17 protein-coding genes are annotated in these 20,921 nt (G+C 45.5%); 5 read left to right on the top strand and 12 right to left on the bottom strand.

Annotated elements, in window-relative coordinates:
- Positions 1–22: 22 nt before the first annotated feature.
- The 12 genes from DXD25_RS05725 to rpmH form a co-directional block, all read right to left on the bottom strand.
- Positions 23–1,516, bottom strand: coding sequence for a PD40 domain-containing protein (locus DXD25_RS05725; RefSeq protein ID WP_117662180.1), 1,494 nt, complete (start codon positions 1,514–1,516; stop codon positions 23–25).
- Positions 1,517–1,601: 85 nt separating this feature from the next.
- Complete coding sequence (locus DXD25_RS05720) at positions 1,602–3,431, bottom strand: DUF6057 family protein (protein ID WP_147327864.1); 1,830 nt, start codon at positions 3,429–3,431, stop codon at positions 1,602–1,604.
- A gap of 62 nt (positions 3,432–3,493) precedes the next feature.
- Entirely contained in the window at positions 3,494–4,153 is a 660-nt protein-coding gene (locus tag DXD25_RS05715) for an HU family DNA-binding protein (RefSeq protein ID WP_117662178.1), read from the bottom strand.
- Positions 4,154–4,542: 389 nt separating this feature from the next.
- Positions 4,543–5,649, bottom strand: coding sequence for a YhcG family protein (locus DXD25_RS05710; protein WP_089544468.1), 1,107 nt, complete (start codon positions 5,647–5,649; stop codon positions 4,543–4,545).
- Between the two features lie 169 nt (positions 5,650–5,818).
- A complete protein-coding gene (locus tag DXD25_RS05705; protein ID WP_147327863.1) occupies positions 5,819–7,057 on the bottom strand; it encodes a hypothetical protein in 1,239 nt (412 codons plus the stop codon).
- A 32-nt stretch (positions 7,058–7,089) separates the two neighbouring features.
- On the bottom strand, positions 7,090–8,847 hold the full coding sequence (locus tag DXD25_RS05700) for a RagB/SusD family nutrient uptake outer membrane protein (RefSeq protein WP_117662176.1): 1,758 nt from the start codon (positions 8,845–8,847) through the stop codon (positions 7,090–7,092).
- A gap of 18 nt (positions 8,848–8,865) precedes the next feature.
- A complete protein-coding gene (locus tag DXD25_RS05695) occupies positions 8,866–12,108 on the bottom strand; it encodes a TonB-dependent receptor (protein ID WP_117662175.1) in 3,243 nt (1,080 codons plus the stop codon).
- 451 nt (positions 12,109–12,559) lie between these two features.
- Positions 12,560–13,708 (bottom strand): 1-acyl-sn-glycerol-3-phosphate acyltransferase, encoded by a 1,149-nt coding sequence (locus DXD25_RS05690; protein ID WP_117662174.1) that lies wholly within the window; start codon positions 13,706–13,708, stop codon positions 12,560–12,562.
- Positions 13,709–13,791: 83 nt separating this feature from the next.
- Positions 13,792–14,787, bottom strand: coding sequence for a D-alanine--D-alanine ligase (locus DXD25_RS05685; RefSeq protein ID WP_089544477.1), 996 nt, complete (start codon positions 14,785–14,787; stop codon positions 13,792–13,794).
- Between the two features lie 5 nt (positions 14,788–14,792).
- Positions 14,793–15,884 (bottom strand): RluA family pseudouridine synthase, encoded by a 1,092-nt coding sequence (locus DXD25_RS05680; RefSeq protein ID WP_117662173.1) that lies wholly within the window; start codon positions 15,882–15,884, stop codon positions 14,793–14,795.
- Positions 15,885–15,941: 57 nt separating this feature from the next.
- Positions 15,942–16,676: a PASTA domain-containing protein gene (locus tag DXD25_RS05675; protein ID WP_117662172.1), complete on the bottom strand. Its 735-nt coding sequence runs from the start codon at positions 16,674–16,676 to the stop codon at positions 15,942–15,944.
- A gap of 171 nt (positions 16,677–16,847) precedes the next feature.
- On the bottom strand, positions 16,848–17,003 hold the full coding sequence (rpmH, locus tag DXD25_RS05670; RefSeq protein ID WP_004351099.1) for a 50S ribosomal protein L34: 156 nt from the start codon (positions 17,001–17,003) through the stop codon (positions 16,848–16,850).
- 220 nt (positions 17,004–17,223) lie between these two features.
- Here rpmH and efp point away from each other — a divergent pair, with 220 nt between their 5' ends.
- The 5 genes from efp (at position 17,224) to DXD25_RS05645 (ending at position 20,855) form a co-directional block, all read left to right on the top strand.
- Positions 17,224–17,790: an elongation factor P gene (gene efp / locus DXD25_RS05665; protein WP_089544480.1), complete on the top strand. Its 567-nt coding sequence runs from the start codon at positions 17,224–17,226 to the stop codon at positions 17,788–17,790.
- 63 nt (positions 17,791–17,853) lie between these two features.
- Entirely contained in the window at positions 17,854–18,912 is a 1,059-nt protein-coding gene (locus tag DXD25_RS05660; RefSeq protein WP_117662171.1) for a glycosyltransferase family 2 protein, read from the top strand.
- A 6-nt stretch (positions 18,913–18,918) separates the two neighbouring features.
- Positions 18,919–19,608, top strand: coding sequence for a DNA repair protein RadC (gene radC, locus DXD25_RS05655; protein ID WP_117662170.1), 690 nt, complete (start codon positions 18,919–18,921; stop codon positions 19,606–19,608).
- A gap of 102 nt (positions 19,609–19,710) precedes the next feature.
- A complete protein-coding gene (locus DXD25_RS05650) occupies positions 19,711–20,031 on the top strand; it encodes a metal-sulfur cluster assembly factor (RefSeq protein WP_089544483.1) in 321 nt (106 codons plus the stop codon).
- A 59-nt stretch (positions 20,032–20,090) separates the two neighbouring features.
- Entirely contained in the window at positions 20,091–20,855 is a 765-nt protein-coding gene (locus tag DXD25_RS05645) for a UDP-2,3-diacylglucosamine diphosphatase (protein ID WP_117662169.1), read from the top strand.
- The last annotated feature ends 66 nt before the right edge of the window (positions 20,856–20,921 follow it).

Raw genomic sequence — 20,921 nt, 5'->3', positions numbered from 1 at the left:
GCTTTTTTATATTTTTATTGGATTATCTAACTTTCGTCGGAATCCTCTTATCACTCATGATTTCATTTCCTGCCGCACGGGCATCCAGCTCTACTGGCTTCGAAGTGAAATCAGGGGTATTATAGGAATCCAGCAACTCGTCGTAGTACTTCTTCGGATTGCGCTGAGGCAAGAGGAACGGCTTGCTTACATTGCCCTTGTCATCGATGCAGGCAAGATAAAGACGGGTATAGAGACCGTCACCCCTGCGGGATGTAAAGACAAACCAATGGGAATCCCTACTCCAGTTGTGCCAGCTATCTGTATTCCTGCTATTGGCAGCCGTCATTGGTCGCGCCTGCCCCGTCTTCAAATCCAGCAACCAGTTATCCGCTTCCTTATGCCAGATCGGGAAACAGCCATAATCACTCATTGTAAACATGATGTACCTGCCATCATACGAAGGACGTGGATGGGTGGCACTCTTGCCCAATTCACGGGCATTGAAGATGGTATCCACCTGGCTGCCAAACTTGCCCGTAGCCGCATCAAAACCAATCTTGCAGATATTATACTTGATATCCTTGTAACCGCTTGGGATAGGCTCTGCGGTAGAAGAGCAGAAATAGAGCGTCTTTCCATCAGGCGAGAATACCGGATAAGTCTCATAATGGTCTTTCGTCATCAGTAGAGAATCCAATATCAGTTCATGGGTTGCAGGCTGATAAACGAAGACATCCGATGCCTGGTCGAAGACTTCAATTCGCTCATCCTTCACGGCATGGAAACTCTGATGGGTGGTATTGGTGCTATAAGCACAATACTTGCCCGATGGATGCCAGTAAGGATAAACCATAGAACCCTTCAGGGAATCATTCTTAGCCTTCAGCCACTCCCGCTTTCCGTTCTGAGAAACCAAGGTAGCACCATGGTCACCACGCACATGGAAGGTAAACTGGTCTGGATTGGTTCTGTTTGCCGTATGACAGTTGAGGCAGGCACCCGGCGCTGCGGTATTCTCAAGGATTGCCGTTTCCTCAAAGTTACTCAAGTTGCGCTGATAGATACCCAACTTGCCATACACCTCATAACCAGGAGCTATGCGACGATAGGTCAAGCCCCAGTCCTTCAGTTCGTATGGGCTGACATGGATATCGAAGTCCTGATATTTGAACCTTTCACCATTTTTCAATACATACACTGAGACGGTGAGTTTTTCACCCTTGTTCTTTTTCAAGAAATCATGCCATTCATCTACCTCAAACTCCGCATACTTCTTGTCGTAAGAATATAGCCCCTCTATGGTTTTCGGACCATGCACACATACATACATATCCTCAATATCCTCGTCCGCCATATTAAAATCGAGCGGTGCGATATTAGCAGGAACTGTAACCCCAACATAATCGGGGAATATCTTAGGGAATTGATTGATTTCCTTGGCATCTTTCCACGCCGGAGGGTAACAACATGCACTAAGCGAAGCCATCACCACTCCAACCAACAGAGAGCACAATAAAGATTTTATCGTTTTCATTTTCTAACCAAATATTATCAACGTGTATTATGCACTAATTATCAGCAAGATTGCCAACTTAACATTTAACACTTAACATTCAACATTAATATATAGTTTTCTTCTCCTCCTTCTTAGCTTCCTCCTTGTCTTGTATCACCATATAGTGCCAGGCATTGGATACATACGGCTGCTGACTGAGTTGAGGATCCTTCGGATTCTGCATATAGAGCTGAATGAAGTTGAGCGTATTATTCACGTTCTGTGCATCCACACTATATGGGATGGTACGTGGATCGCTATGCGTCTTCATCCAGTTGCCGATGAGAATCTCCTGGAAGGAACGTGGAATATGGTCGTAACCCACGAATCTGCCCAGCGGATAATACTGCATGAACTTCTCCATATCGCGCTGCAGGAGTTCGTAGCACATCAGATATTCGTATGCCATCTTGTTATGGTTATCATTCAGGAAGAGCAAGCCCAGCATCTGGTCCATCTCCCGGTCGCTGAAGAGGAAGTCCTGCTTTTTCTCACGATACTTGCGCAGCTTGCCATAGATAGGATGTCGGTTGATAGCCTTCTCATTGCCCAGCAGCGCCATCATCTGGTTCGCCCAGTTGCTATAGAAGAGCGTCTTCTGCAGTCGGCGGAGCAGCTTGGCTGCTACCTTGTAATTACCGTTGATGATTTCGCACTCTATAATCCTGCGGGTCAATCGGGAACTCTTGCGATAATTCGGTATCGCCTCCTGCGCCTCGAACATATATCTTTCGGCATCATTCACCATACCCAGACGGAAGAAGATTTCTGCAGTAGATACCGGCGAAATCATATCGCGGGTAAAGGTAGGGAACAAGCCCTCGCCTCCATTCTGATAGAACTCGAAAAGGCGGTCGGCAAGCATACCTTTCTGGCTCAAGGCAAGATTCACACACGAAACACTGAGCGGTGTGGTTGCCGGCTTCTTCTCTGCCTTCTCAATGATCTTATCCCACTGTTCGGTGCGAACCAGGAAATCATAATCTATCAGGTCGTAGGTCATTTCATCAAAAGATGCCTTGATACCAAACCATGAAGCCACAATCACCAATACATAGCCCAACACTATGACCACTTTGGATTGCTGCAACTTCTGCAAGGATTTCCGGTGGCATGGAATCATCCCCAAGAAAGGAATCACAACAGCCCATACCATCACAACAAAAGGCAACGGAGATACTGCACCCGGATAGCGATAATAATTAAGTCCGGCAAAGATGCGAGACATCGGATACTGCAGAGACTGCGTGCTCAGCAGGATCCAGGCTATGGTAAGCACAAGGATGCAGGCAGAATAGCCTATTCCGGAAAGGAAGTTGCCCTTCTGCTGCGCATTCTTCAGCGTATCACCTATCATCAGGGCGGCATAAAGGAATACCACAGGACCCAGGAACCAATAAACCAATGCCGTGCTAACCAGTTCGAACACCACCTTTACCAAACGGTTGTGGAATCGGTTATGAATCCATCCCATCAGCAGAGCTCCGAAAAGTGCAACCACAAAAGAAAGCAGGATGTTCTGGTCGCCCATAGCGCACCACAGGGCGATGCTTGGAAGGAAACTCAGGAGATAGCCCGGGAAATCATGCTTGGCTCCATATTGCTTCATCAGTCCCCATACGGCAGTCTGAATGCCTATCAGGAGCAGTCCGATGATGGCACCACCCAATACAGGCATATAGTAGAACTGTACCAGAAACTCACTGATATAGTCAGCCAATCCTCCTGGCAGCACAATGCGCTCCAGGAAATAGTTGGTATCAAAGAGAAACATCTGATACTGTTCCTGAAAGCAGAGCCCTGCCATATAAGGCACAGCCCAGAACAGCATCACTGCCACGCCGAAGAGCAACGACAGCAGCGGTTTCCAAGTTTTAGTGATCAAATTATTCATTTTTATTAGGTATTAATTTTAAATCCCATTTTCATTTCTCCTTTCACAGCTACGCTAAACTTCTATGGTTCAGGACGTTTAGTATGAAGGGAGATTCCATTGTCTTCATTGCCTTTATTGTCTTTTGCCAGGAAATAGATAGGAGCATTTATTGCCCCCTCCTTTACCAGAAGCCCTTTCTCGGTAAAATGCTTCAACCATTTCAAGGCTGTCTGCTGGCGCAGGGAGAAATGGTATTCCATGTCGCGTCGGCAAATATAGTCATGCTCTTTTATGAAAGCCACAATCTTATCCCACAACTGTTCTTCGGTGTATCTGCGAGACTTCGTGGTATATTTAGAGCGTTCGAACCTTACCTGTCTAGCCACCTCGTTCAACAATTCGGCAGTAGGTTTGAAGTTGATGTTACGCAAGCGGATATTATTACCTGTCACCTTATCCATGGATTTACCTTCCGGCAACTCCGTTGTAACAGACAGCGAGAGATAGCCTATTTGTGGAAGATAGAAACGGGCGCCCTGAGAGAGCTCGGTCACGATAAGATCGTGCAGCGATATCATCACCGCCTGCACATCGCCCCTGGTAAGCGAGCATGCCTGCTCTATATGCTGCTCTATCTGCTTACTGGTCATCGGTTCGTGGTCACGCAACCGGACAAATTTCTGTTCTCCACCTTCGCCCTTCGAGTTATGGATGGAATGGATTTCATACTTTATTGCCATAGTTTAGTATTATTAGCTGTTATCACAAGTATGTTATAAGGTACTAAGTACTAATGATATAAGCTTGAAGTTCCAGGACTTTCCGACGTGCTTCGAACGATGCACGTGCTCACATCGAACGCCGCACGTTCTTACTTCGTTCGATGCACGCACTCACACCGTTCGGTGTGAGTCGCAAAGTTAAGCTGTTATAAGCTCTCAGTTGTACAAACATACCCTGCTAAACCTACTTGTCTTACTGCATACAAAAGTACAATAAAAACTCGTAAACACCAAATCTTTTCAACAATTATACTAGAAAGTACGGAAGAAAAGCAAAAAAAGTCAATTTCTGTTTACTAAAAGGTATGAAAAAGCCCCGACTGCAGAACAACAGCCGGGGGTTAGACTTATTTATACTTTTCAATTGATTTACCATCTAACGCAGCTTCCAACTCTGCTATAGTTGGAATAGTTCCTTCAACTTTTACAGGATAAAACTTTTCCAATTCATATTCAGATATTCCAATCGGCTGACTACTTGACTCTAAGGCATATTGTGCCAAAGTATTATCCTTACTTCTACATATCAGTAAGCCAATAGTTGGATTATCTTTTCCGGCCTCTCTGAGAATATGATTGACAGCCGTAACATAAGTACCGATTTGTCCAATGTCTTTTGGCTCAAACTTATCTATTTTAACCTCTATAACAACATAACAACGCAGTTTAAGATTATAGAACAACAAGTCTATGAAATTTTCTGTATCACCAATTTCTAAGCGATATTCTTTACCCACATAAGCAAAACCTGTACCCAGCTCTATCAAGAAATCCGAGATATTATTCAGCAACGCATCTTTAAGTTTACGCTCATTATATTTTCCTGTAATTTCTGCAAAACCAAAGCAATACGGATCCTTAGTTATCTCTTTAGCCAAATCGCTATCGATTTTAGGAAGGCTATGAGTAAAGTTATTCAACGCCTTACCTTGCCGTTCATAAAGTCCTGTCCCTATCCAATTCAAAAGCATAGAGCGACTCCATCCATTCTCTATGGTTTGAGCCACATAAAACAACGCTTTCTTCGCATCACCTTTCACTTTATCCATGATGACTTTATGATGTCCCCAAGGTATTTGAAAAACATCCTCTGTTTGGGAGTATACATTCTTCAAAGACCCATTCTCTATTTCGCCCCCAACCTGGGGGTGAATTATATATTGCTGAGAATAAAGCAAATAAAAGCGGCGGCAATATCTAAGGTTTGTAATGGAAAGTCCTTCAACACCAGGCAAGAGTTTTTGCAAATCCTTGCTTAATTGAGTGATGACATATTCGCCCCATCGTTCCTCAACTTTCATTTCAACTATATCCTTTCCAAGTTGCCAATAAAATCGCAGTTGCTCGGTATTAACCTTTATCGCTGCTTTTATTTGGCTTCCACGATAACGAACAGCAATTTGTTTAACCCACTGTTTGTAATCTTTATCTAGGATTTTTAATGAATGCACCATTATACTATAATTTTAATATTGTAAGCGCAAAGTTACGACTATTTATCGTAACCGCCAAACATTTCGGATAATATTTCAGCATCAGGCAAAAAGAAAAAGCCCCGACTGTATCACTACAGCCGAGGCTTAGCCTAATTTTATGTTTTAATCACAACGATTTATCACATACCTATTTAGCCTTTTTCTTGAAGACATAGTACCATCCGGTACTACCATCAGATTGACAAGCTGCTAAAACAAGCTCGTCATTAGATGCTACCAAGACATAATACTTTTGGAAAGCAGCATCACCTTCATTAACATTTACACCCATAGGAATAACAAACTTATCATTTGTTACTGTTGGGAATGAGATAGTACCCTTATCCCAAGAAGCATCCTTGTGCTCAAGCACATTCACCTTGATAGGAAGCGTTGTACCATCACCATTAGTTGCTGTCTTGGAATTGGTATCAATGGTAAAGTAAGCATGAGTACCGCTACGCTTTACACCGCCAGCTTTGCTACTACCTTGGCCTTCAATGTCTGTATATGATACAGTCCACCACTGAGGACCATTACCGCTACCGAAAGAACCATTGCCCCAAACACCAGAAGCCTTATCGTTCCATTCCCATGTTGTAGTACCATCACCATCTTCGCCACCAGCGAGATACTCAAGAAGCTCTGGCTTGGTAGTCAAAGACTCAACATCGAAAGAACCTGCATTGTAAGTCTCCTGAGTGCCATCAGCCTTGGTATAAGTCAAGGTAATATTGAACTTACCTTCCTCAACAACCATCAGCTGATCGCCATTCAGAGTAGCAGTACCAGCAGCCTCATCAGCACCTTCCTTGGTAATAGCCCAGTTAGAAAGCACACCGTTACCATTCTCAACAGTAAAGACATTACCCTTCTTGCCTTCCTTGACCTCCTGAATAACCTTTACCTTACCTGCATCAAAAGCAGTACCGAACTGTACAGGCTGACCAGCGAACTCGCCTACAGTAGAAGTATAATTACCCTCAGAACCAGTTACGCAGAGACGCTTCTGAAGTTCTGCAGAGAGATAAGTAATCTCATCTACATTCACAGTGAAGTCCTTGGTAAAGTCAACAGCCACGTTCTTGCAGTGCATAGTAACGGTGTTGGCACCTACCTTGGTAACATAGATGGTATCGTATGCCTTGGAAGAGGTTACCGCACCTTCAGCCAACTGGTCAACCGACCACTGGCTTGTGATAGGAGAATGATTCTCGATGATGATACGGTTGCTATTCTTACCATTCACCTGAACAGGTGTTGCCTTGGCATCTACGCTCTCAGCTGTTACATTCTCAGAGAAACCTGTGCTGCCAGAATCGGTAGAAGGATCACAAGAAGTATAAAGCAATGTCAGCATAGACAATGCAAAAAATATCTTTTTCATATACTTATTCATTTAAAAGATTAAAGAATTGATTACTTCCAGCCCTGATATTCTGAATCAGCACCAGTCCAACCTTCATTCTGTTTTACGGTACCCAGAGCCACCTGAGTCTCAGGCATCTTCTGGAAGCCAGCAGTAGCATTGTAACGGGCAGTATAACCTCCATTGTGTGGAGTATTTGTATCAGGCTGTCCGCAATAATAGATAGCAACACCATTCTGCTTCTCAAGAGCAGCAGCGGCAATATGCCAACGACGGAGGTCGTTCCAGCGGGTACCCTCGCAAGCCAACTCCCAACGGCGCTCATTTCTCAAAGCTTCCTCTGAATAAGCTGCAATAGGGTTCAAACCAGCACGCTTGCGAACCTCATTGATACCAGCTATATCCTTCTTCAACTCACTCTGCATCAACAATACGTCAGCGAAACGGATGAGTACCAGGTCGTGGATGTTATTCAACTGCATGTTCTCCTTTCCTGCTACATCCCAGTTGCCAGGATACATCACATTCTCGAAAGTACAAGAATAGCCATCCTTCAGCTGATCATTCTTACAAGTAACAGGAGCCCACTTCTTGGCATAGTAATCAGTTTCCTGAACGAAGTCTGCCCAACCACCTTTCTTATAGGTTGCTACCTTAGACCAGTCCTGGATAGAAGCATCACGACGTGCATCATTAGGCTCAGCAGCAGCCCAATCCTTTACCAGGTTTGGAGCTACAGGACCAGCACCCCAACCCTGACCGAATGGGAAAGTGTTGCCATAAGCCTGACCACCACGAACACCAAAGTGAAGAGCATAATTATTGGCATAACCAATCGTTGTACCCCAGTCTGCGTACTTGTTAAACTTGATAGAGAACAAAGTCTCGGGATTCTGAGAAGCATCATCCTCAACCCACTTGAAGCCCTGACCCTTGGTGTAATCGTAATCCTCTACAGTGCATCTGTTGGTATAAGCCCAGAGATTCTGATACTTATCCACCAACTTGCGGCCAGAGTTAGCCACACAGTCATCAATGGCTGTAATGACATTCTCCTTAGACAGAGTAGTTCCATCAGGAAGCTCCACAGAAGTCAGAGGATTGTAAGTAGTGCTGGTCAGATCAGCCAATGTAGAACCATTGCCAAAGAAACCTGAATAGAACAACCAGGCACGACCCAGCAGAGCCTCAGCAGCATACTTATCAATATGGCCATCAGTGCTCTTTGCAGCAGGCAAGAGATCGACAGCATCACGAAGATCCATCAGAATCTGCTTCCAAGGGTCTTCAATATTACCTTGGGTGATAGCCTCAGAACCTGACTTCAGACGCATAGGTACATTTCCGTACATAGAAGCCAACTCATAATAATAGAAGGCACGCAGGAACTTAGCCTGTCCCATCAATGAGTTTTTGGTATCCTCATTCATAGAGGTATTAGGAAGAGCCTCTATCAGGGTATTGGCGCGGTTGATACCCTTGTAACGAGCCTCATAGAACACATTGGTCATATCGGCATTGTAGTTACAGAGCAGATCATCTGCCTGCATCAACTTATCATTGACACCACCACCACCGAGCATATCATCACTAGCCAACTGGGCATAGTAAAGGAAGCTCATCTGAGGGTCTGCACAAACCTGGTTCAAATTCTGGTAAACACCAGCCAATACAGCCTCACCATCCTCCTTGGAAACAGGGAAGGTACTGGAAGATAACTCGCCAACATTCTGCACATCATTGATGTCGCAGGATGCCAAGCTAAGTACCGCCATGACTGAAGCCAAAAATATATTTAACTTTTTCATTGTGAATTCAATTTTAGATTAGAACTTTACATTTACACCAACCATATAGGTACGAGGCTGAGGGTAGTTACCTACATCAACACCTGTTACCCATGAGTCTGAGCCGATAGCAGTACCATTCTCTGGATCCATACCCTTATAACCGGTAATGGTAAAGAGGTTCTGGGCAGCGAAATAGAGACGGAGCTGCTGGAATGGGCTGTTCTTCCAAATCTTGGTGAAATCGTAACCCACGGTCAGATTCTGAAGGCGGAAGTAGCTGGCATCCTCAATGTAAATATCAGAAATGGTCTGCCAGTTTGGACCAGCATTCATGTGGGCGAGCAAAGGATACTTGTTGGAAGTTCCCTCACCATGCCAGTAGTCATACACCTCTGTAGTGAAGTTCTCGTACTCACCATCGGTGAACTTGCGGAATGAACGAGCCACCTGCTGACCGAATGCTCCAAAGCCTGTTACAGAAAGGTCGAAGCCCTTGTAAGATGCACCGAGAGTGATACCCATGGTTACATCTGGATGTGGATCGCCAAGTTCTGTCTTATCGTCATCATTGATAACGCCATCGCCAGTTACATCCACAAACTTCAAGTCGCCTGGCTTGATACCGGTACCCTGCTTAGAGTTAGCGGCATTACCCTTACAGTTCTTATCAAGATAAGCCTGAACATCTGCCTCATTCTGCATCACACCTTCTGTCTTGTAGCCCCAGAAGTAACCGATAGGATGACCTTCCTCGAAACGAGTCATATAACCGGTATTCTGAGCCAAGAGGTCCTTACCACCATTGTTGTACTTCTGGTTAGACTTCACCTCTGTTACCTCATTGTGATTGTAAGCCATGTTCCAACCTACGTTGTACTGGAAGTCCTTGCCAATCTTATCGTTCCAAGAGAGAGAAAGCTCAATACCCTTGTTCTCAACAGTACCAGCATTCTTCATCTGGGTAGAGAAACCAGTTGTTGGATCTACAGGAACTGCAACCAGCAAGTCCTTGGTCTTCTTGTTATACCAATCCAAGGTGAAGCCCAGACGTCCATTCAGGAAGCGAGCATCCAAACCGATGTTCAACTGCTCTGAAGTCTCCCAAGTCAAATCCTCGTTAGACAGACGGGAAGGAGCTGCACCGGCAACATACTGATCAGGATTACCATTGAAGGTATAAAAGCTACTGGTATCGAATGCAAAAGCACTCTGCCACTGGAAGTTGTTAATGGTCTGTGCATTACCATTCTGACCCCAACCAGCGCGAAGCTTCAGGAAGTCGAGCCATGATACTGTCTTAGCCATGAACTTCTCGTTTGAGATAACCCAACCGGCAGATACAGATGGGAAATAACCCCAACGCTTACCTGGAGCAAACTTAGAATTACCATCGGCACGCATGATGGCTGAAAGCATATACTTCTCATTGAAGTTGTAGTTGACACGACCGAAGTAAGACATACTGCGAGAATCATCACAAGGAGTACCAGTAACGGCAGCAGCATTATTATTCTTCATATAGGTCATGTAAGCATGAGTCATATCGCCAAACACCGAATTAGAAGATGTAGCATTCAAGGAGAAACCGAAGTCAGGACGGCTCTCACCATACTCTGTACCTACCAGGATGTCGAAGTTGTGCTTCTTCTGCAAGTCAAACTTATAACTCAAGGTATTTGTTGTACTCCATCCCCAACTTGTTCCAATCTGGTTTGTTGCCTTATCCTCTGTTCGGAAATAATCCGCATTGGTTCTATTGGCATCGAATATAGGGAGGAATGTACGCCATGTCCAAGTATTCTGATTGTAATTCAACTGTCCACGGTAAACCAGATTCTTGATTGGCTGAATCACCAAATAACCTGTAGCATGCAGATTCTGGTTGATACTCTTATTGTGACCAGACTGCTGATTCAACATCTTATAGATTGGGTTTACAGAATAAGAGTTGTAGTTATCAATCCAGTTCTTCAAGTCCTCAGCCTTGGTATAGCTTCCATCTGCATTATACATAGGGATAGTAGGATTGGAACGAAGCATATTGGAAAGCTCATTGCTATACTGGTTACCAATCTGGATACCCTGGTTCTGCTTGTGCTGATAGTAGATATTCTCACCAATCTTCACTACATCCATACCCTTGTCATTGCGATAGATGACATGCTCTGAATTGATACGGAAGGTGAAACGGCGGTAATCTGACTTAACAACATTGCCAAACACACCATCCTGATACTGATAACCGGCACCCATAGAGAAGGTAGAACGGTCGGAACCACCAGTAACGTTCAGGGAATGACTTGTTGTAACGGCATTCTTGTTGCGGATAGCCTCTACCCAGTTGGTTCCTTCGTTAGAACCATCCATATAAGAGTTGTAGAGGTCCTCGCCCATAATGCTCTTCCAATCGTAGCCACTTTCACCACTGTTGAAACGCACCTGATCCATTACCTCCATATACTGCTTGGCATTCAGCATCTTTGGCATGCGATATACATTAGACCAACCAACATTGCCATCGTAAGATACCTGAATCTTGCCCTGCTTACCCTGCTTGGTAGTAACAAGGATAACACCATTGGCTGCGGCAGAACCGTAGATGGCACAGGATGCAGCATCCTTCAAAACGTCGATACGCTCGATGTCGGCAGGGTTCAAGTTGTTGATATCACCTGCTACACCATCAATAATATAAAGAGGAGCTGTGTTGCCGTTGGTACCGGCACCACGGATAGAAATCTTAAAGCCATCACCAGGCTGACCGGAAGCCGCCTGAATGTTAACACCAGGAGTCTGGCTCTGCAAAGCGCCCAACACCTGAGTGGTATTCATCTTCTGAATATCATCACCCTTCACCTCGATGGTAGAACCGGTAACGAGCTTTTTCTTCTGAACACCATAACCTACGACAACAACTTCTTCGAGAGTCTTGTCGTCTGTCTTCATTGTGACGTTAAAATTAGACTGATTACCTACAACGATTTCCTGCTTCTGATAACCGATATAAGTAATAACAATAGTAGCACCAGGCTTCACGTTCAATGCGAAGTTACCATCCAAGTCGGTAACAGTACCATTTCCGGCATTACCTTTCTCTACTACACTTGCACCGATGATAGGACCTTCTGCGTCACTTACATTACCGGTAACCTTCTTAGACTGCTGTACTGAGTTAACAGCAAAATTTGGAGATGTTGCCAAAGCTTCAGTTGTGTAACTCAAGCCTAAGGATGCCAACGCTCCAACAAGCAGCACTGATTTTCTTAAGTTTAGATTCATACTTATGTACTTTCTAGGTTTGAATAGAATAAACATTACTTAATTGACTAGCAAATAGCCACACACTCTTGTCTCCCTGTAACTACCAGCTGCACGGAAACAATCCTTCTTTCATTTTAAGCTGAATTGATACTCATAGGTCATTACTTTTTATTTTGTTAGTTTTGTTATTTTAGCTGTATTTCCGGCAAAACGATGTGAGGTATCTTTTAGTGGTATCGTTCACATTCGTATCACCGCTGCAAAAGTACAATACTTTTTCGAAAAAGGGTGATACTTTTTTGCTCAATTTGTGTATTTTTCGTAAGAAAGGTTATTTTTTTAATAAAAAGTCGATAAACACGAAAGATTTATTAACTTTCGTGTTTATCGTACACTTAACATTTTAACAGTATTAATGGTACATTTTTGCACATAAAGCAATAAAGTATCATTATTTTGCGCCCTCCACCTACTTTGCTGCAAGGAAATTGCGCACTGGATTGGCATACATTGCTAAAATCTTCTCCTTCAGGAAGGCTTCATCCTTGTCAGGAAGTTCAATCTTTGCCAATTGCCCTGCGATATATTTCTCGAAGCGAGCCTTATCTTCCGGTGTATATTCAGAAGCATGAGCCTCGGTATTCTCCAAGAGATCGAGCGCCACATAATTGCCAGGATAGAGACGGTAGTGGCTATGTATCTCATGATCAAGATGGGCAGCAATGGTATTGAAGAGTTCCTGCTTCGGCATCTCTGGGTCGAGGGTATCCAGATACTCATCGATACATGGGGCTGCATGATAATGCACATGTCCCTTGTAACCGAAGATACCGGTCTGCATGCTTACGAGATCATCCATAGGTCCCTTCTTCCATCCTTCCACATCACGCTTCTGCTGATACTCCTTAGCCTTGAGGAAATCGCAAGGATCGTACTCATAGCTGATAGACAGCGGTACGAGATGGAGCTGCTTCAATCGGTCGATGATGCTGCCTTCACCGCCCATCGCCATCATCTGGAGAATGCTCTTCTGGGTACGGTCATCGCTATCCTTGGCTCTACCCTCTCGCTGGGCAATCCAGATATTCTCGTTCTTCTCCTTGATGGAGAAATGCATGTAATCGGAAAGACGTTTGCTTGACATCAGCATCTGGCGCATGCTCAGGGCACGCTCCACGATAAACGCCTTGTTGACACGTACCAGGTCCTTCACCCAAGGAAGCGACAGGAGGTTATCTCCGATAGCAATCTCGCAGGTGGTCTTGAAGCCATTGTCGATAAGCATTACATCGAGGATAGCTGAATCGAGCACGATATCACGATGGTTACTGATGAAGGTATAGTTGCGGGTATTATCGATGGCTGCGCAATCCATCTCACAACCCGTTGCAGCCTTCTTCAGGATGCCTTGAACAAAATCGTAGGCGAAAGCCAACTGGAAGTCGAGATTGGTCTTGCAAGCCTTCAACTTCTGGGCAATCATCTCAAAAGGAACTTGTGGATAAAGATAAGCAAGTACTTGCTTGAACTGATCGTTTGAAAGCAAACGGTCGAACACCTCAGGAAGGTCTTCTGGCTCCCAAGGTCGAATGGTATCAAATTCTTGAGGGATCTTCATAATATATACCTTTTTAATATATACCTTTTAATATATATGGCTCTGCGAGAAAGTCGCAGAACCATATATGTGATTTATAAATTCTAGAACTGATTCTCCACGATATCGCTGAGCACGTCCTTGATGTCAAGGCCTGCAGCGCGCACCTGCTGAGGAATGAAGCTGGTAACGGTCATACCTGGAGTGGTATTGATCTCCAGCATGTTCACCTTGTCCTTACCGTCCTTATCCTTAGATATGATATAGTCGATGCGGATGATACCGTTGGCATGGAGGATATCGTAGATGCGGGATGTGGTCTTTGCCACCTCTTCTGCAGTCTCAGGAGAGAGACGGGCTGGAGTGATTTCCTGTACCTGACCATTGTACTTGGCATCATAATCGAAGAACTCATTGCTGGTTACCACCTCTGTAGCTGGCAAGACAACGGTCTTCTCGGCTGTCTTGTAGATGCCCTGAGAAATCTCAGTACCATCGAGGAACCCTTCAATCATCACCTCGTTGCTCTCCATGAAAGCTACACGGAGAGCTGGAGCCAACTGGTCAGCATTCTTCACCTTGCTCACACCGAAGCTACTACCGTCGGCAGCAGGCTTTACGAAACAAGGCATACCGATGCGCTCGGCAATCTCGTCCTCATCATACTGTTCGCCACGACGGAGCAAGATACTGTCAGCCACGTTCACACCGAAACCACGCAGGTAGTTGTTGAGCACATACTTGTCGAATGTCATAGCCTCTACCAGCACACCGCTTGTAGAATATGGCAAGTGGATGAGGTCGAAGTAGCCCTGCATCACACCATTCTCGCCAGGCTGTCCGTGGATGGTGATATAAGCATAATCGAAATAGATATGCTTGCCGTCTTTCACAAACGAGAAGTCGTTCTTGTCAATATCAATAGTCTCACCGTTATCTAAAGCCACGTGCCAGTCGGTGCCCTTTACATCGACGAGATAGATATGATAACGCTCCTTGTCGAAGAATGAGTACAAACCCTGACCTGAGCGCAAAGAAACATCGTGCTCAGAAGAATCACCACCACATACGATGGCTATCGTTCTCTTGCTATTTTCCATAATCTCTAAATATTTTTGAATGTATCTTTTGTGGTGCCTGCGATGAAGCTGCGCCACTTTTCTATTAATTGTCTAAAATCTTCCGGCCACTCACTGTCAAAGTCCATCTGCGCCTTTGTTGTAGGATGAACAAAACCGAGGGTCTTGGCATGGAGAGCCTGACGTGGGCAGAGCTTGAAGCAATTCTGTATGAAAGCCTTGTAACCACTGCTGCGCTGACCTCTCAGGATCTCGGCACCACCATAGGTCTCATCCATGAAGAGCGGATGACCAATCTGCTTCATGTGGGCACGGATCTGATGGGTACGGCCCGTTTCCAGGATGCACTGTACCAAGGTGGTATAGCCGAAGCGCTCCAAAACCTTATAATGGGTAACTGCACTCTTGCCAATACCGCTATCCGGATCGAAGACCTTCATGCGGAGACGGTTCTTGGGATCACGACCGATATTGCCCTCGATGCGTCCCTCATCCTCCACGATATTACCCCATACCAGCGCATTGTAACTGCGATGGGTAGTCTTGTTGAAGAACTGCTTGCCCAATGCCGTCTTGGCAGTAGGAGTCTTGGCTACTACGAGCAATCCGCTGGTATCCTTGTCGATGCGATGGACCAGACCCACTTCCGGGTCATTGGCATCAAACTCCGGCATATCGCGCAGGTGCCAGGCCACAGCCTGAATCAGGGTGCCATGAAAGTTGCCGGCTCCCGGATGAACCACCATTCCTGCCTCTTTGTTCACCACCATCAACTGGTCGTCTTCATAAACCACATTGATGTCGATTTCTTCCGGCTTGATGCTTGTTTCATGACGAGGGCGGTCGAGCATCAGCGTAACGATGTCGTTCGGGCGCACCTTGTAATTGCTCTTCACCGGTTTACCGTTTACATGAATAAATCCGGCATCAGCTGCCTGCTGAATGCGGTTGCGGCTCTGGTAAGCCATCTTATCAGCCAGATACTTGTCTATGCGGACAGGATCCTGGTTGGCATCCACCTGCACCTTCCAGTGCTCATAGAGGTCGTCGCCATCAAAACCGAAGTCATCCTCTACAGGAGCATATACCTTATCATATATATAATCTAAAAATATCATTCGTATTACTATTGAATTCTTCACTCATCGTTCTTCACTCTTCACTTTTCATTTCTCCTACTCCACCACCTCTTTCTGCTGGTGTTCGTGTGAAGAAGGTGCAGTTTCCGTAGATTCAGTTCCCGGAACCACCTCGAAGTTATCTTCGGTGCTTTCAGTACCATCACCTTCTCCCTCCATCACATCATCGTTTTCGTGATAGACAGGATCCACCATATCGAAGGAGTCGGTAGTGTCTCGCTGACCATTACCTACCTGGATGATGAGCACATCATCGATAGAAACCTTATCACCAGCCACCACATGCCTGCCCTTAACGAGAATACCATAAACCCAGTCTTCCTCGCCAGGTATGTACTCCGGTGAACCCAGCTTGAATCCCATGGCAGTCAACTTAGCCATCGCCTCTCTCAGAGAACTGTTGTCGATGACATCAGGAATGGTGATGCGAGGAGAATGGTTGGAGTTAATCGTGACATAGATGATATGTCCCGACTTTACCACCTCTCCGAACACCGGCGTCTGCTCCAGGATACAGTCGGCAGGGAGCGAACGGACATATCCGGTATCCGAAACCACTATTTCCAATCCGGCATCATCGAGGATGCGGGTGGCATCATTGATATTCTTGTATCTGATATCCGGCACACGGATGGCCTCACCATGATGGGTGTAGATATCGATGCCGAACTTGACACCGACGCAGAGCAAAACCAGCACCAGGAACATGGCGCCCAGGTTGCCCCAGAGATACTTACTCTTAAACTTATTTATAAACTCAGATGAAGTCATTCTTTCTTTTTTGGTGCAAAGATAGGAATAATCGAAGACAATACAAAATAAAACGCCAAGTTTTTGCGTTTCATCACAATATAAAAAGTCATAAAAACACAAAAAGCAGCAAAGAATCTCTCCTTGCTGCTTTTAATGTCATCGTCGATAGACGAATTTCCCTATCGGAAATTACTTTCCGTGGTGCTCGTCAGAAACAGTTAACTTCTTGCGGCCATGAGCACGGCGAGAAGCCAATACGCGACGACCATTCTTTGTTGCCATACGCTCACGGAAACCATGCTTGTTCACGCGACGACGATTGTGAGGCTGAAATGTTCTTTTCATTTTTCTTATTTATTTTTTAATTAATATTCTTCACAAAAGAGCAAAATAAGCCCTTTTTGGGCTGCAAAATTACGCATAATTTCTCAAATAACCAAGAAAACTACCAAATTTAGCTTAAATATTTATGTTTTTTTCGATTTTCCCTTTGTTTTTTCATCATTTTGCCGTAACTTTGCACCCGATTACGAGAATAATAATAACATTCAAGATAAAACAAGAAATGATTAATTCACAGGAAATTAAGATTGGAACTTGCATCCGTATGGATGGCAAAGTATGGGTTTGCATCGACTTTCAGCACAGAAAGCCAGGTAAAGGTAACACCGTAATGAACACTAAGTTGAAGAATGTTGCTGACGGCCGCGTGCTGGAGCGTACATTCCAGGTTGGTTTCAAATTGGAGGATGTTCGCGTTGAGCGTCGCCCTTATCAGTACCTCTACGAGGACGCTACTGGTTGCATCTTCATGAACCAGGAGACTTTCGAGCAGGTGCCTATCGCTAAGGAGAACGTTACCGGTGGTCAGTACATGAAGGAGGGTGACGTAGTTGAGGTTGTTACTGATACTACAGACGGTACTATCCTCTTGGCTGAAATGCCAGCAAAGACTACCCTGAAGATCACTCACTCTGAGCCAGGTGTAAAGGGTAACACTGCTACCAACGCTACCAAGCCAGCTACTCTCGAGACTGGTGCTGAGGTTCGTGTTCCTCTGTTCGTTAACGAGGGCGAGACCATCCAGGTTGATACTCGTGACGGTAGCTACCTCGGTCGTGTAAGCGAGTAATCCGTCTTTCAACAAGAAGATTACGCTCTTATCGAGCAAACTTAACCCTTAATAGTAAGAAGAATGAAATATTCCATCATAGTACCAGTATTCAACCGTCCTGACGAAGTGGACGAACTGTTAGAGAGCCTTACCCATCAGACGGAGAAGGACTTCGAGGTTGTCATCGTAGAGGATGGCTCGCAGACTCCCTGCAAGGAAGTGTGCAAGCGATACGAAAACCTGATGGATATACATTATTACTATAAGGAGAACTCTGGTCCGGGCCAGAGTCGCAACTATGGTGCCGAGCGTGCCAAAGGCGAGTATCTGCTGATACTCGACAGCGACGTAGTTTTGCCAGAGGGCTATCTGAAAGCTGTAAGTGATGAGTTGAGCCGCGAACCTGCCGATGCATTCGGCGGTCCCGACAAGGCACACTCATCATTTACAGATACTCAGAAAGCCATTTCTTATTCCATGACTTCTTTCTTCACCACCGGTGGTATCCGTGGCGGAAAGAAGAAAATGGATAAGTTCTACCCTCGTTCATTCAACATGGGCATCCGCAGGGATGTTTATCTCAAGTTGAATGGCTTTTCCAACATGCGTTTTGGTGAGGACATCGATTTCTCCATCCGTATCTTCAAGGCAGGCTGCCGTTGCCGTCTGTTCCCTGAAGCATGGGTATGGCATAAGCGCCGCACCGACTTCCGCAAATTCTGGCGACAGGTATATAACAGCGGCATTGCCCGCATCAACCTCTACAAGAAATATCCCGAGAGCCTCAAGCTCGTACATCTCCTGCCGATGGTCTTCACCGTGGGCGTGATAGGTACGCTCCTTCTGCTCTTCTTCGGATTCCTGCCGTATATGCTGGGCACCGTCCACGTATTCCCAACCCTGGGCAATGCGATGGCAGCATTGGGCTGCATCGGCCTACTTGGCATCATTCTCTATATCATTGCGCTGTTCATCGACAGCAGCAGGGAGAATCACAGTGTGAAGATTGGCGTGCTGAGCATACGTGCCGCCTTCACCCAGCTGATGGGTTACGGCTGCGGATTCCTTTCAGCCTGGTGGAAGAGATGCCTGCTCGGACAGAGCGAATTCAGCGCATACAACAAGACTTTCTATAAATAAATCACTATGAGTGAGAAGCTTTCTATTTCACAATGGGCAGAGGAAGACAAACCTCGTGAAAAACTGGAGCGACTAGGAGCATCAGCACTATCCAATGCCGAACTGCTAGCCATCTTAATAGGTTCCGGCTCTCAGGACGAGAGCGCAGTAGATCTGATGAAACACATCATGAAAGACTGCGACAACAATCTCAATACTCTCGGCAAGATGACAATCAAGGAACTCACCCACTACAAAGGTATGGGCCCCGCGAAAGCAATTACCGTGCTTGCAGCCTGTGAGCTGGGGAAGCGTCGTGCCCTTGACAAGATAGGCTATCGCCCGGATTTGGGTTCATCTCTCGCCATCTACAACTATATGCTCCCCAAGATGCAGGATCTCAATACCGAAGAAGCATGGGTTTTGATGATGAACCAGAATTTCAAACTCATCAAGGCTTCCTGTATCTCGCACGGAGGCATTACGGAAACTGCCGTGGATATCCGACTGCTCATCAAGGAAGCCGTACTCAACAACGCCACCATCATCGCCTTCTGTCACAATCACCCGAGCAACAGTCCGCTCCCCAGCAAGGCAGACGACCAGCTTACCCTTCAGATTCAGAAAGCCTGCGAAATCATGCGCATCTTCTTCATGGACCACGTCATCATCACCGATGGAGCCTTTTATTCCTATCACGATAAAGGCAAATTATAGACTTTTTCCGGTATTATTAAGCAGGCACGAAGAAAAAAGTGTCTTTTCTTTTTGTATTGTCCCCATTTTGCAGTATCTTTGTAGGCAAAAACAAAGATTATTATGACACAAGAAGAAAAGACAAAGATAGAAGAAAAGATCGTAGATGTACTCAAGACCGTTTACGACCCTGAAATACCTGTGAATATCTGGGATCTGGGTATGATTTACAAGATAGACGTAAAAGACGATGCTACCGTAGATCTTGACATGACCTTTACTGCCCCATCCTGCCCTGCAGCCGACTTCATCCTTGAGGATGTGCGCACCAAGGTGGATAGCGTAGAGGGTGTCAAGTCTGCCAATGTAAACCTCGTATTCGAACCAGCCTGGGATCAGAGTATGATGAGCGAGGAAGCTCGTGTAGAACTCGGTTTCGAATAGACAAAACCGTTGAATTATTCACTCTTCATTCTTCACTCTTCACTTAAAAAGAATCGCTTATGAAAAATGTATATTTCCTCTCTGATGCGCATCTCGGCTCGTGGGCAATTCCACACGGCAGAATGCAGGAACGCAGACTCGTACGTTTCCTCGACAGCATCAAGCACAAGGCTGCAGCCATCTATCTGCTGGGCGATATGTTTGATTTCTGGAACGAGTATAGATATGTGGTACCGAAAGGCTACACCCGATTCCTGGGTAAGCTCTCGGAGTTGACGGATATGGGAGTGGAAGTACATTTCTTCACCGGCAACCACGACTTATGGACATACGGCTACCTGGAAGAAGAGTGCGGACTGATCGTTCACCATAAACCACAGACCGTGGAAATTTACGACAAGGTGTTCTTCCTTGCCCATGGTGACGGCCTGGGTGACCCGGACAAGAAGTTCAAGTTTCTGAAGGCTATGTTCCACAACCGCACCTGCCAACGTCTGCTGAATGCCATACATCCTCGCTGGGGATTGTCGTTGGGACTGAACTGGGCGAAGCATAGCCGCCTGAAACGTGCCGATGGCAAGGAGGAGCCTTATATGGGCGAAAAGAAGGAATTCCTGGTACGCTTTGCCAAACAGTATATGCAAAGTCACAAGGATATAGATTACTTCATGTTCGGACACCGCCACATAGAGCTGGACCTGATGCTGAGCAAGAAGACCCGCCTGATGATCCTGGGCGACTGGATATGGCAGTTCACCTATGCCGTATTCGATGGCGAACACATGTTTATGGAAGAATATGTGGAAGGCGAAAGCCAACCATAACAATCAATAAGCTACAAGAATAAAGGGCAGCCCGATTTGGACTGCCCTTTATTCTTATCACACGAA

Origin of the sequence: Prevotella sp. TF12-30 (assembly GCF_003436715.1) — a bacterium.
In the GTDB taxonomy this organism is placed as follows: domain Bacteria; phylum Bacteroidota; class Bacteroidia; order Bacteroidales; family Bacteroidaceae; genus Prevotella; species Prevotella copri_A.
The sequence above is the reverse complement of the archived record's forward strand: the minus strand, read 5'-3'. Positions and strand labels throughout refer to the sequence as shown.